A 13,383-nucleotide genomic window follows, 5' to 3' on the forward strand; every position below is an offset into this window, starting at 1 on the left:
AAGAAACTTAAAATTCTCTGTCTTCTGTTCTACAGACAAACAAAGTGCGCTAGAATAATGGAGGACGTAGGCAAATATAGCCATAACGTTCAATATTTCGTATATAAGGAAGGATGGTCCTTTTGTTTCGGATTTTTAAAATGTCTTTTGCGGTTATCATTATTATACTGGCGCTTATTGCTTTTAACTATACGGAACACACCTCTGTTATCCAATCGGTCATGCTCGTCTTTCTTGGCGCGGTCATGTTTATGCAGGGGCTTGAAGAACGCAAAAAAGAAAATGACGGCTCAGGCGCTTTTAATATTTATACCGCCGTTTTTGTATGGTCTGTCTCCCTTATCGGTTTTACACTTCATATTATATAAATCTATTACACATCCTGAAAATGCTCGACCGTCGGGAACGGGGTATAGAATCGATGAAGCAAGGCTTTCCACTCTTGATACTCTGAAGAACCGCGAAAGCCTTCCGTATGGTTCTCAAGTGTTTCCCACTCCACAAGAAGCAGATATTTATGCGTTTCCTCCATGCATTTTGATAACGAGTGAGTGATATAGCCCTTCATGCCGGAAATAATCGGCGCCGCTTGCCGGAATGCATCCTCAAACTCTTGTTCAAGGCCTTCTTTAATGTGAAGCATTGCTGCCTCTCTGACCATGCTATCCCTTCTTTCTGTCTTTTCAAATAGTCTACAGCAAACGATAGGAGATTTCTGCAAAATCGGTGAACTTTTCCTTCATTTTCAAAAAAATCTTGCACGCACCAATTCAATTAAGAGAAAATAACAAGTGGAAGGCAGGGGAAAGTCATGTTAAAAAAGTGTATTCTACTAGTATTTCTATGCGTCGGATTGATTGGGTTAATCGGATGCTCCAAAACAGATTCACCAGAGGATCGCATGGAAGCATTCGTGAAACAGTGGAACGATCAGCAATTCGATGACATGTATCAAAGCCTGACTAAAGATGTGAAAAAAGAAATCTCCAAAAAAGATTTCGTCAACAGGTATAAAGCCATCTATGAGCAGGCCGGCGTAAAAAATTTGAAAGTCACTGCGGGAGAAGTAGATAAGGACGATCAAGACAACAAGACAATGAAACATATCCCGTATAAAGTCAGCATGAACACAAATGCCGGCAAAGTCAGCTTCAAGAATACTGCTGTGCTGAAATTAGAAAAAACAGATGACGAGGAGTCATGGAATATAGATTGGGACCCATCGTTTATTTTCAAGCAGCTGGCTGACGACAAAACCGTGCAAATTATGAGCATTGAACCGAAACGAGGCCAAATTTACGATAAAAATGGAAAAGGTTTAGCTGTCAATACAGATGTTCCGGAAATTGGAATTGTTCCCGGAGAGCTTGGCGATAAAAAAGAGAAAGTTATAAAAGAACTCGCCAAAAAACTTGATTTGACTGAAGACGACATCAAGAAAAAGCTGGATCAAGGCTGGGTAAAAGACGATTCGTTTGTGCCGCTCAAAAAGGTCAAGCCTGACCAGGAGAAGTTAGTTTCAGAAGCGACGTCATTACAAGGCGTAACAAGAACGAATGTCAGCTCCCGCTACTATCCGTATGGCGAAAAGACAGCCCATTTGACAGGCTATGTCCGCGCCATTACAGCGGAAGAACTGAAGAAAAAGAAAGAAGGAACGTACAGCGATACGTCTAACATCGGTATCGCCGGACTTGAAAATGTGTATGAAGACAAGCTAAGAGGCACAACTGGCTGGAAAATCTACGTGCCGCAAACCGGGGAAGTCATCGCTGAAAAGAAAGCAAAGGACGGCGAGGATCTTCACCTCACAATTGATATCAAAACGCAAACGAAGCTGTATGATGAACTGAAGGATGACAGCGGGGCGGCAGTCGCGCTGCAGCCGAAGACAGGCGAAACACTCGCCCTTGTCAGCGCGCCTTCCTACGATCCAAACGGATTTATTTTCGGCTGGAGCGATAAGGAATGGAAAAAGCTAAACAAAGATAAAAACAATCCGTTTTCAGCGAAATTCAATAAGACATACGCGCCAGGTTCTACCATTAAACCGATTGCGGCTGCTATTGGAATCAAAAACGGCACCCTTAAAGCCGATGAGAAGAAAACAATCAAAGGCAAGGAGTGGCAAAAAGATTCGAGCTGGGGCGGCTATTCAGTGACACGTGTGTCTGAGAGACTTCAACAAGTCGATTTGGAAAACGCCCTTATTACGTCAGACAATATTTATTTTGCCCAGAATGCGCTTGATATGGGAGCGGACACCTTCACAAAAGGCTTAAAAACATTCGGTTTTTCAGAGGACGTTCCGTACGAATTCCCGATCCAGAAATCGTCTATTGCAAATGACAAGCTTGATTCAGACATTTTGCTTGCGGATACAGGCTACGGACAAGGGCAAATGCAAATGTCTCCGCTTCACTTGGCAACTGCTTACACGCCATTTGTTGACAATGGAGACCTTGTCAAACCGACGCTGATCAAAAAAGATTCACAAACAGCTGATGTTTGGCACAAGCAAGTGGTCACCAAGGAAGGAGCAGCAGACATTACAAAAGGTCTGAAAGGCGTTGTGGAAGATGAGCGCGGATCAGCGTATCAGCCTGTCGTGAAAGGAATCACAGTGGCCGGGAAAACAGGAACAGCCGAGCTGAAAACATCAAAAGATGATAAAGACGGCACGGAAAATGGCTGGTTTGTCGGCTACGATTACAAAAACAAAGACCTGCTTGTCGCCATGATGATCCAAAATGTGCAGGACCGCGGCGGCAGCCACTATGTCGTTGAGAAAGCGAAAAAGCAATTTCAATCGAATTAAAATGTCTTTTTAAAAGGAGCGAAAGGAAAAAGGGGATCTGAGGCCGAATGAACTAGTAAGGGGCAAAACCCGGTTTATACAAAGAAAAGAGGGATTTTGCATGCAGCGTATTCAATTGGCGGAGGATCTTCAATTTTCAAGAGTCATACACGGGCTTTGGCGGCTGAATGAATGGAACTATTCAGATGCTGAACTTCTGAGCCTCATTGAATGGTGTATCGATCACGGCATCACGACCTTTGATCATGCGGATATTTATGGAGGCTATACGTGCGAAAAGCTGTTTGGAAACGCCCTTGCCCTTTCGCCTGGATTAAGAGAAAACATAGAGCTGGTCACAAAATGCGGTATCGTTCTTGAATCGCCTGAACGGCCTGCTCACAGATCGCATCATTATAACACAAGCAAATCGCATATTTTGGCATCCGTTGAGCAATCGCTTATGAACCTTAGGACGGATTATATCGATGTGCTGTTGATTCACAGACCGGACCCGCTCATGGATCCGGAGGGGGTAGCAGAGGCGTTTCAGGCCTTGAAATGCTCTGGCAAGGTCAGGTACTTTGGCGTTTCAAATTTTAAAGATCACCAGTATCGAATGCTGGAATCGTATTTGCCCGAGAAGCTTGTGACCAACCAGATTGAGCTTTCCGCTTATGAATTAGAAAATGTGCTCGACGGCACTTTGAACCTGTGCCAGGAAAAACGGATTCCGCCGATGGCTTGGTCGCCTCTGGCAGGCGGCAAAGTATTCACTGGAAACACGGATAAAGACCAGCGTGTCCGCACGGCGCTTGAATCCGTCCAAGGGGAAATCGGCGCTGCTTCATTGGACGAGGTCATGTACGCATGGCTGTTCACGCATCCGGCCGGCATCATGCCGATTGTCGGAAGCGGAAAGCGTGAGCGGATTTCCGCCGCGATAAATGCGTTGTCATACAAGCTTGACCAGGATCAATGGTTCCGCATTTTTACAGCCGTACAGGGTTACGATATTCCATAAAAAGCATCAGCTTACCAGCTGATGCTTTTTCAATATTGTCACACCGCATAGTGCCAAATTACCATTTATAAGTGATTGATTCTTTCTTGAAAGCGTTTTATATTAAAGGGAAACCTCTCTATATCCTCTACTGCATCTCCTTGCGACTTCATCCGCACATCAAGATAGTCTAGGAGGTCTTTTTTATGTATATGACTGCCAGAGAACAAAAGCTGTTAAAGCACTTATTATTACAAAACAGATATATAACAGTAACTGAGCTTGCTGAGCTGATGCAAGTCAGCACGAGAACCATTCACAGGGAACTCAAATCAATTAAACCGCTGATGGAAACCGTGGGGCTTACGTTAGATAAACAGCCCGGTAAAGGGTTGAAAGCAGTGGGAAGTCCCGAAGATAAACAAAAGCTGCTTACTGATTTATCATATGAACAGCATGAATACAGCGCCGACGAACGGAAACTGCTCATTCTTTGTTCGTTATTAGAGTCTCAGGAGCCCGTCAAACTGTACACGCTTGCTCATGATCTCCAGGTGACGAATGCCACGGTCAGCTATGACTTAGATGAGCTCGAGAAGTGGATTTCTCCCTTCGGACTGACACTGATCCGCAAAAGAGGTTTTGGCATCCAGCTCATAGGGCCGGAGAATGCGAAACGGAAAATTGTCGGCAACTTGATTGTGAACCGTCTCGACATCCAAATGTTTTTGGAAGCGGTTGAATTAAACATCAAAGGAAAAACCGATTCTTCAGAGAAAATGTTCGGGGTTGTCAGCAAAGGCGAGCTGTTAAAAATGGAGCGCATCTTATTTCAGCTCAAAGAAAAAATCGCTTTTTCATTGTCCGACAGCTCCTATATAGCGCTCGTCGTCCATCTGACGTATGCGATCGAACGAATTAAGCTTGGGGAAACTATCACCATGGAGCAAAATGAGCTTGAGGAACTGAAGAATGCGAAGGAATACAGCTCCGCTCTTGAAATCGCGGGCGAGCTTGAACGTGCCTTCGGCGTGACGATTCCAGAGGCGGAGGTCGGCTATATTACAATCCATCTTCGAAGCGCCAATCGAAAATACAAAACAGAATACAAAGCGCAGGAAATTGAGCTGGAAACAGCCCTGCAAACAAAGCGGCTCATTGCTTTTATTTCAGACAAAATCAGAATGGATCTGACGAAAAACTACTCTTTATATGAAGGCTTGATTGCCCATTTGGAGCCGGCCGTCAGCCGCATAAAAGAAAATATTGAGATATACAATCCGATGAAGGAACAGATCAAGCGCGATTATTTTCTGCTTTATATGGCGATCGAAGAAGGCGTCGAAAAGTATTTTCCGGGCATGTCCTTTTCTGATGATGAAATCGCTTTTATCGTTCTTCACTTTGGCTCGGCTCTTGAAATCAAAAAAGAAGAAGCAAAAGTGAAAGCGCTTGTCGTCTGCTCAAGCGGGATCGGCTCCTCGAAAATGCTTGCCTCCAGACTGAAAAAAGAGCTGCCGGAAATTGAATCGTTTGATATGTCATCTCTGATCGAGCTAAAGGGGAAGGATGTTCAAGCCTATGATATGATTGTGTCCACTGTACCGATTCCTTATGAAAACATTGATTACATCATGGTCAGCCCGCTATTAAATGAGGAAGACGCAAACCAGGTTAAGCAGTATATCAAGCGGAAGATTCCCCTTATTCTTAACAAAAAAAGAAGCCCGAAGGAAGAGGCGCAGCAAGCTGATGTACCTGACATGCTAGAGGCGGCGGAAAGCATAGGGCGGTATATGGAGGTTATCCAAGATGTTCTGCGCCATTTTACGCTAGCTCCACTCAAAACAAACCCGGACCATAGCATGCTTCTGCTAGAGCTTTTTCAACAGCTGAAGAAAGATGGCCTGATCCGTGATCCGGAAAAAGCCGCGGTTTGCCTGGCTGAGCGGGAGAAACAAGGAGGATTGGGAATCCCCGGAACAAACATGGCGCTTTATCATCTCAAAAATGATGAAATCGTCCTGCCTTTTTTCAAAATGTTTGATCTCAGCACCTCCTATGAAGTGGATGGCATGGACGGAAATACCCTCAGGATGACACGCATTCTCGTCATGATGGCGCCTAACTCATTATCTGCTGAAGGCTCGGAGATTTTAAGCGCGATCAGCTCGGCAATTATCGAGAGCGGAGAAAGCATGGCGGGGTTTCAGGAAGAAGGAGAACAAGAATTGTATCAGCGGTTAAACCGCATATTTTTCACATGGATGAAAGAAAAAAACATACTGTAAACCTGCATGGCACACGTCAAAAATTTGGCGTGTGTTTTTCTGTGGATGGGGAACAAAATAAGAAAATGTGGGACTATTTTATCATTCAGTATTGGAATAATTCCAAAATGAAATAGTTTTACAAGTTATCTTTTTTGGGTTAAAATGGGTGAGGTAAGGAAGAAAATCTAACAAATTATTGAAGATTCAAGAGAATATAGGAGATGACGATATGGAAACATTACAGCATCTGATTCTGCATGACATGCCGAATAGCGAAGAAATAGAGGCTGTAAAAAGCGGAGACCATACACTGACATATAAAGGTTACCGTAAACGGATTAATCAGCTGGCGAATGCCATGCTTCAAAAAGGAATTCAAAAGGGCGACCGTGTTGCATTGCTTTGCAAAAACGGCCATCCCGCCTCAACAGTTATGTTCGCCGCACTTGAAATAGGTGCTGTTGTCGTACCTGTCAGCTGGCAGCTGAAACCATATGAAATGACAGGCATTTTAAAAGCAAGTGAACCGAAAGCAATGTTTTACGGAGCGGAGTTTAAAGAGACACTGGATGAAGTTCTTCCTGAATTGTCCTCACTGTGTGTAACAATGGAAACAGGAACAGCTTACGAAACATCTGCTGAATTTGAAGCGCTGTTTGCAGGTCCTGATCATTTGCCAGAGACGGAAATGGTTTCCCCTGATGATACAGCACTTCTGATGTTTACATCTGGAACAACGGGTAACCCGAAAAGATGCATGATTACACATGGCGGCATATACAGATACGTTAAAAAATCCAACAGCTCAATAGCACGCATGAAGGGCCTTCGTTTTCTCGCGTGCCATCCGATTTATCATACGAGTGCGCTCATTTGCATCATGCTTGGAACGTTTGCAGAAACAACCTTTGTGTTTACAAAGGATCAAGATCCTGTTCACATGCTGAAGGTCATTGAAGAAGAGAAAATTCAGACCGTGATGGCTCTTCCTGTGTTCTACACGTATTTGCTTGAGGCGTGGGAAACGCACCAAACTGACTTATCTTCGCTTGTTATTTTAATGACAGGCGGAACAAAAGTGCCGAGCAGCCTAATCCGCCGCTATCTTGATATTGGCATTCCGCTTGCGCATGGCTATGGAAGTACTGAGGCTTGGGGCATCAGCACATGGACGCCTGATATGGGAATGGATAAAGCGGCATCTGCAGGAAAACCTGTGGCAGGTGTTAAAGTCAAAGTGGAAGATCCTCTGACTGGAGAAGAACTTCCTCAAGGACAAATCGGCGAAATCGTTGTTCATACTCCATTCTTATTTAAAGGCTATGAAGACAATCCTGAAGCAACAGCGAAAGTGCTGCAAAATGGATGGTTTAGAACCGGAGATTCAGGATATGTAGATGAAGATGGCTTTATTTTCATCACGGGACGCTACAAGGATGTCATTATTTACGGAGGCGATAACGTCTATCCTGATCAGGTTGAAGAAGTTATCCAGCAGATCCCGGGAATCCTTGAAACGGCTGTGGTCGGTATTCCAGACCCGCTTTACGGTGAAAAACCGAAAGCTTTTATCGTGAAAAATGGCGGCCAGCGCATCACGGAAGAGGATGTCATCGCATTTTGTAAAGAACGCCTGTCCGCTTACAAAATACCTGAAGTTGAATTTGTTAACGAACTGCCGAAAAACAACCTTGGCAAGGTGAAAAAAGACGTCCTGCGCAATCAGGCTGTACATTCATAAAAGAAGAAGCCCGTCCACTTTATGTGGCGGGCTTCTTTGCAGTTGCACAGACGGAAAGCTCAGGCTTAATGTTCTTAAATTCTATATCAATGTCTTCGAAGCCGGCTGCTTTAAAGTCAGCAATCATCTCTCTTCCAAATGATTTGGTTTTCTCAGGACTGGCATCCGCTTCCCGCGGCTGCATCGTAATGGCTGCTTTGCCGCCTGGCTTTAATGCCCGATAAATCTGTTTCATGCCTTTTGTTTGGTCATTCCAAATGGTGTAGTTGTTAACGGAAATCACTTTATCATAAAACGAGGCGGGGAGAGGAAATGTCTCGATGCTTCCTTGTATCAGGCGTACGCCCTTTGGTTTCACTCTGCGGGCGGCCAGCTTCAGCATGGCCTCTGACACATCAATCCCATGAAGATGAACATCCTTCTCCCGTTTCAGCATCTGCTGCATGCAGTATCCCGGGCCAAACCCGACTTCTAAAATGCTGTCCCCGCGCGTGATACCCAGCTGATTGATTGTCCACTGATTCAGTGTTTGATTTTCAGCAGCCATGATGTACCCGGCAATCATGCCGATGACGCCCTTTGGCCTGCTGAATCTTCTAGAAAGCATGTTAATCATTCAGCAACCAACCCCCTTTTTGAGTTAATTTCCTCCCAGCGTTCCATGTGAAACATTTTTCTGATAAAGCAATGCGAAGGTGCCAAGCCATGTTTATCCAAAGAGTGTGTGAGGTACACAACAAATAGACATGAAAACAAAGGAGGAGAATCATCATGGCAAATTATCCAAAAGAACTGCCGGCACAAACTCAAAGTCGCCAGCCGGGAATTGAAAGCGAAATGAATCCAAGTCCGGTGTATGAGTACGAGGATTATAAAGGAGCAGACAAATTAAAAGGAAAAGTAGCTCTTATTACAGGCGGCGACAGCGGGATCGGACGCGCGGTTTCCGTCGCTTACGCAAAGGAAGGCGCTGACATCGCCATTGTGTATAAGGATGAGCATGAAGACGCTGAGAAGACGAAGAAACGTGTTGAACAAGAAGGCGTAAAATGCCTGCTGATTGCTGGTGATGTAGGTGAAGAGGAATTCTGCAATGAAGCGGTTGAAAAAACGGTCAAGGAACTAGGCGGCCTTGACATCCTTGTCAACAATGCAGGTGAACAGCATCCGAAGGAAAGCATCAAAGATATTACGAGCGAACAGCTTCACCGCACATTCAAAACAAACTTTTATTCTCAATTTTATTTGACTAAAAAAGCAATTGATTACCTGAAACCGGGCAGCGCCATCATCAATACGACATCCATCAACCCGTACGTAGGGAACCCGACACTGATTGATTATACAGCGACAAAAGGGGCGATCAACGCCTTTACAAGAACAATGGCGCAGGCGCTTGTTAAAGATGGCATCCGTGTAAATGCAGTCGCGCCGGGTCCAATCTGGACGCCACTAATCCCAGCTACGTTCCCTGAAGAAACAGTTGCTCAATTTGGGCAAGATACGCCGATGGGCCGTCCTGGACAGCCTGTTGAGCACGTCGGCTGTTATGTGCTCCTGGCATCAGATGAGTCCTCTTACATGACAGGACAGACCCTGCATGTCAACGGCGGAAACTTTGTGACGACATAAGAGGGAGTGAGACATATGGGCATCACGAAAGAAGAAGTGAACAGCTACTATCAAAAAGCAGGGATTGTATTAACGGACGAGGAAGTAGACCAAATCCAGCTGATGGATTACGGCTTAGGAAAAGAAAGAAAAGTCGGGCTCCAGCTCTTCGTCTACGTCAATACAGACCGTTATTGTTCAAAGGAATTGGTGCTGTTTCCGGGACAGACTTGCCCGGAACACCGCCATCCGCCGGTCGACGGCCAGGAAGGTAAGCAGGAGACCTTCCGCTGCCGCTACGGAAAAGTGTATCTTTACGTAGAAGGAGAAAAAACGCCACTTCCAAAAGTTCTCCCTCCTCAGGAAGACAGAGAACACTATACGGTTTGGCACGAAATTGAGCTAGAACCGGGCGGGCAATACACGATTCCACCAAATACAAAGCATTGGTTCCAGGCCGGGGAAGAAGGTGCCGTCGTGACGGAGATGTCATCGACGAGCACGGATAAACATGATATCTTTACCGATCCACGAATATAAGGATGGGCTTAACAGCCCATCCTTTTTTGTATTGAAAAAAATAGAATCATCGCTATAATGGGTAAAAAAGGAAAGAGGGCGAGGCAATGTTCACTTGCAAGGTAAATGAGCAAATCACCATCCGATTATTGGAGCCGAAGGATGCGGAGCGGCTGGCCGAACTCATTATCCAAAATCAGCAGCGGCTTGGCAAGTGGCTGTTTTTTGCGGAAAATCCAAGCAGCGCTGAAACGTACCGAGAAACCATCATTCCAGATTGGCGGCGCCAGTATGCCGACCTGAACGGAATTGAGGCGGGGCTCCTTTATGACGGCAGCCTATGCGGCATGATCAGCCTGCATAACCTTGATCAAGTGAATCGCAAGGCGGAAATCGGATATTGGATTGCCAAAGAATTTGAAGGGAAAGGCATTATTACAGCTGCCTGCCGAAAACTCATTACGTATGCTTTTGAAGAGCTTGAGCTGAATCGTGTGGCGATCTGTGCGGCTGTCGGAAACGAAAAAAGCAGAGCGGTTCCGGAGCGGCTCGGGTTTCTAGAGGAAGGCAGGGCACGGGACGGCTTATACGTAAACGGCATGCATCACGACCTCGTCTACTACAGTCTGTTAAAGCGTGAATGGGAAGGTGAAAAATAAAGAGCACACTTTCTTGTTTAAATCTTCCCCGGATGTGGAAAAGTAACAGCGGAGACGTTAAAAAGGAGTGATTAGAGATGAATCAGCAAGACATTAAACAAAAAGTGCTTGATGTTCTAGATCACCATAAAGTAGGTTCGCTCGCAACAGTTCAAAAGGGCAAACCGCATTCCCGCTACATGACTTTTTTCCATGACGGGCTGACGATTTACACACCGACAAGCAAGGAAACTCATAAAGCGGAAGAAATTGAGAACAACCCCAATGTCCACATTTTATTAGGCTATGATTGTGAAGGGTTTGGCGACGCATATGTCGAAGTTGCCGGAAAAGCCAAAATTAACAATTCGGCAGAACTCAAGGACAAAATATGGAGTTCCAAATTAGAGCGCTGGTTTGACGGCAAGGATGATCCGAATCTGGTGATTCTTGAAATTGAACCGGAGGATATCAGATTAATGAATGCCGGGGAGAAAACACCGGTCTCACTAGACCTGTAAATAATAATTGTGTTTTCAGGGGCGATATGTTATTATGAATAGCTAGTAAGAAAAATAAGCAAATAAAAAAGAAAGTAAACTTCTTTTTTCTGTTTTGAGAGAGAAGCTTACCGCTTCCCAAGCAGCATAACCAGCTGCCCTTATTCTTTTCCTTCATAACAAATCGCCCCTAACGATGAGATGGAAAAAAGACTTTTTTGTTTTACAATTCACACCGGCGCGGCTTCGGAGCCGCAGTGACGATTGAGAGGTAGGGCTTTCGTTGTCTTGTGTTCAAGAAATTTCCATGGTGTTTACTTTCCAGAATGATTCTTCGGAACAATGCTTTATGAATCTAACCCGCCTGACTTGGCGGATGATATAATCTTTATTTGCGTATAGAAAAGAATAAGACAAACCGCCCGGCGTACGCCGGACGGTTTTTTTATTGCAAAAAACACATCGTACTGAAACCTCCTTGTCTTCTTTCCAGTCTTATCTCTAGGATGAAATTGGAGGAAGAATAACGTGCATGTCATTACAACACAAGTACTTTTTATTTTTTGTTTTTTATTGCTGATTCACTCGATAGAAACCTTAGCCTATGCTACAAGGCTTTCCGGGGCCCGCGTTGGATTTATTGCGTCCGCGCTTTCCCTGTTTAATGTCATGGTCATCGTGTCCAGAATGTCGAACATGGTGCAGCAGCCCTTTACCGGGCATTTAATTGATGATGCTGGAAAAAACGCACTGGCGATTGTAGGGGAGCAGTTCCGCTTTTTAATTTTCGGATCGACAGTCGGCACCATTTTGGGCATTATCCTGCTCCCGTCTTTTGTTGCTCTTTTTTCACGGGCGATTATTCACTTGGCGGGCGGCGGCGGCTCCGTTTTTCAAGTTTTCCGAAAGGGATTCTCGAAACAAGGATTCAAAAATGCCCTTTCCTATTTGCGTCTGCCGTCTATTTCATATGTAAAAGGATTTCATATGCGCTTGATTCCGAAGCGTTTGTTTGTCATCAACATGCTGATTACATCGATTTATACGATTGGCGTGCTTTCGGCTTTATACGCAGGCCTTCTGGCGCCGGAGCGCAGTACGACAGCCGTCATGGCTTCGGGTTTGATCAACGGAATTGCGACGATGCTGCTGGCCATTTTTGTTGATCCTAAAGTATCCGTTCTTGCTGATGATGTGGCAAAAGGAAAACGAAGCTATCTCTATTTAAAATGGACCTCTGTCACAATGGTCACATCAAGGGTGGCGGGCACACTCCTCGCCCAGCTCATGTTTATTCCGGGGGCCTACTATATCGCGTGGCTGACAAAGTGGTTTTAATAAAAAAGGCTGGATCATAAAAATCCAGCCTTTTTTTTGCGTTCCCTTATTTATATTTCCTTAATCCGCGGTCGTACAAAAAATTTCCGAATGGGACGAAAGCGGCGATGAAGCCGGCAGCTGACCATTTCAGCGGCCATTTGACAGAGAAGGTTGCATAAGCCAAGACAAGCAAATACAAAATGAACAACCCGCCGTGAACCGAACCGACAATTGTCACCGCAAGCGGAAGGCCTGCCCAATATTTAAGCGGCATAGCGATGAACAACAGGATTAAGAGTGACATTCCTTCAATAAAACCCATCGTGCGAAGTCTTCCAATCGGCGTGTGCAGCATAAATCGCCCTCCTTGTGGACACGTTTTCATTTTATACTATAAACAATCCGGAGGGGCATATGACAGCTTTCAAAAAATGTTCGGAAAACATTCATTTTTACATGCCTTTTCTAGGGAACTGTACTTGTCATTTACAAAAATACCCGAGATAATGTGTACAAAATCAAAAAAGAAGGATGTTGAAATGAAACTTGACCAGATTGATCTGAATATCATTGAGGAGCTGAAGAAGGACAGCCGTTTGTCGATGAGGGAATTAGGCAGAAAAATTAAGCTGTCGCCTCCATCTGTGACAGAACGGGTAAGGCAGCTTGAATCGTTTGGCATCATCAAGCAATACACGCTGGAGGTCGACCAGAAAAAACTGGGGCTTCCCGTTTCCTGCATTGTAGAAGCAACCGTTAAAAACGCGGATTACGAGCGGTTCAAAAGCTATATTCAAACATTGCCGAATATTGAATTTTGCTACCGGATTGCGGGTGCAGCCTGCTATATGCTGAAAATCAATGCCGAAAGCCTCGAAGCGGTAGAAGACTTCATTAACAAAACATCGCCCTATGCGCAAACCGTCACTCACGTCATTTTCTCAGAAATTGACACGAAAAACGGGCGCGGTTAGAGAGTGC

Annotated in this window: 14 protein-coding genes; 11 read left to right on the plus strand and 3 right to left on the minus strand. The window is 44.9% G+C overall.

Annotated elements, in window-relative coordinates; all coding sequences use genetic code 11:
- Positions 1-122: 122 nt before the first annotated feature.
- The gene (locus tag M1D65_RS02295) at positions 123-368 is read left to right on the plus strand and encodes a YczI family protein (RefSeq protein WP_003240256.1); all 246 of its coding nucleotides are present in this window, start codon (positions 123-125) and stop codon (positions 366-368) included.
- Positions 369-373: 5 nt separating this feature from the next.
- Here M1D65_RS02295 and M1D65_RS02300 read toward each other — a convergent pair whose 3' ends face one another.
- A complete protein-coding gene (locus M1D65_RS02300; protein ID WP_014478859.1) occupies positions 374-661 on the minus strand; it encodes an antibiotic biosynthesis monooxygenase family protein in 288 nt (95 codons plus the stop codon).
- Positions 662-811: 150 nt separating this feature from the next.
- Between M1D65_RS02300 and pbpC the strand changes: the two genes are divergently transcribed.
- The 4 genes from pbpC (at position 812) to M1D65_RS02320 (ending at position 7,814) form a co-directional block, all read left to right on the plus strand.
- On the plus strand, positions 812-2,818 hold the full coding sequence (gene pbpC, locus M1D65_RS02305; protein WP_014478860.1) for a penicillin-binding protein 3: 2,007 nt from the start codon (positions 812-814) through the stop codon (positions 2,816-2,818).
- 100 nt (positions 2,819-2,918) lie between these two features.
- Positions 2,919-3,821: an aldo/keto reductase gene (locus tag M1D65_RS02310; RefSeq protein WP_032726507.1), complete on the plus strand. Its 903-nt coding sequence runs from the start codon at positions 2,919-2,921 to the stop codon at positions 3,819-3,821.
- Between the two features lie 185 nt (positions 3,822-4,006).
- On the plus strand, positions 4,007-6,091 hold the full coding sequence (mtlR, locus tag M1D65_RS02315) for a mannitol operon transcriptional activator MtlR (RefSeq protein WP_369877777.1): 2,085 nt from the start codon (positions 4,007-4,009) through the stop codon (positions 6,089-6,091).
- A gap of 211 nt (positions 6,092-6,302) precedes the next feature.
- The gene (locus M1D65_RS02320) at positions 6,303-7,814 is read left to right on the plus strand and encodes a class I adenylate-forming enzyme family protein (RefSeq protein ID WP_163117837.1); all 1,512 of its coding nucleotides are present in this window, start codon (positions 6,303-6,305) and stop codon (positions 7,812-7,814) included.
- A gap of 19 nt (positions 7,815-7,833) precedes the next feature.
- Here M1D65_RS02320 and M1D65_RS02325 read toward each other — a convergent pair whose 3' ends face one another.
- Positions 7,834-8,430 (minus strand): class I SAM-dependent methyltransferase, encoded by a 597-nt coding sequence (locus M1D65_RS02325; RefSeq protein WP_021481730.1) that lies wholly within the window; start codon positions 8,428-8,430, stop codon positions 7,834-7,836.
- A gap of 155 nt (positions 8,431-8,585) precedes the next feature.
- On the opposite strand from M1D65_RS02325, the gene M1D65_RS02330 reads away from it, so the two are divergent.
- From M1D65_RS02330 to amj, 5 genes are all read left to right on the plus strand, one after another.
- On the plus strand, positions 8,586-9,446 hold the full coding sequence (locus M1D65_RS02330; protein WP_003234401.1) for an SDR family oxidoreductase: 861 nt from the start codon (positions 8,586-8,588) through the stop codon (positions 9,444-9,446).
- A 15-nt stretch (positions 9,447-9,461) separates the two neighbouring features.
- Positions 9,462-9,965: a D-lyxose ketol-isomerase gene (gene lyxE / locus M1D65_RS02335; RefSeq protein WP_003234400.1), complete on the plus strand. Its 504-nt coding sequence runs from the start codon at positions 9,462-9,464 to the stop codon at positions 9,963-9,965.
- Between the two features lie 86 nt (positions 9,966-10,051).
- Positions 10,052-10,603 carry a GNAT family N-acetyltransferase gene (locus M1D65_RS02340; protein ID WP_015715257.1) on the plus strand — a complete coding sequence of 184 codons (552 nt, stop codon included), beginning with the start codon at positions 10,052-10,054 and terminating at the stop codon, positions 10,601-10,603.
- Positions 10,604-10,680: 77 nt separating this feature from the next.
- Positions 10,681-11,103 (plus strand): pyridoxamine 5'-phosphate oxidase family protein, encoded by a 423-nt coding sequence (locus M1D65_RS02345; protein WP_014475844.1) that lies wholly within the window; start codon positions 10,681-10,683, stop codon positions 11,101-11,103.
- A gap of 507 nt (positions 11,104-11,610) precedes the next feature.
- Positions 11,611-12,420, plus strand: a complete 810-nt coding sequence (gene amj, locus M1D65_RS02350) for a lipid II flippase Amj (RefSeq protein ID WP_015715258.1) — start codon at positions 11,611-11,613, stop codon at positions 12,418-12,420.
- 46 nt (positions 12,421-12,466) lie between these two features.
- Here amj and M1D65_RS02355 read toward each other — a convergent pair whose 3' ends face one another.
- On the minus strand, positions 12,467-12,757 hold the full coding sequence (locus M1D65_RS02355) for a DUF3817 domain-containing protein (RefSeq protein WP_014475846.1): 291 nt from the start codon (positions 12,755-12,757) through the stop codon (positions 12,467-12,469).
- Positions 12,758-12,941: 184 nt separating this feature from the next.
- Between M1D65_RS02355 and lrpC the strand changes: the two genes are divergently transcribed.
- Positions 12,942-13,376 (plus strand): transcriptional regulator LrpC, encoded by a 435-nt coding sequence (lrpC, locus tag M1D65_RS02360; protein ID WP_003246585.1) that lies wholly within the window; start codon positions 12,942-12,944, stop codon positions 13,374-13,376.
- Positions 13,377-13,383: the final 7 nt, after the last annotated feature.

It is taken from the genome of Bacillus sp. JZ39 (assembly GCF_053903145.1).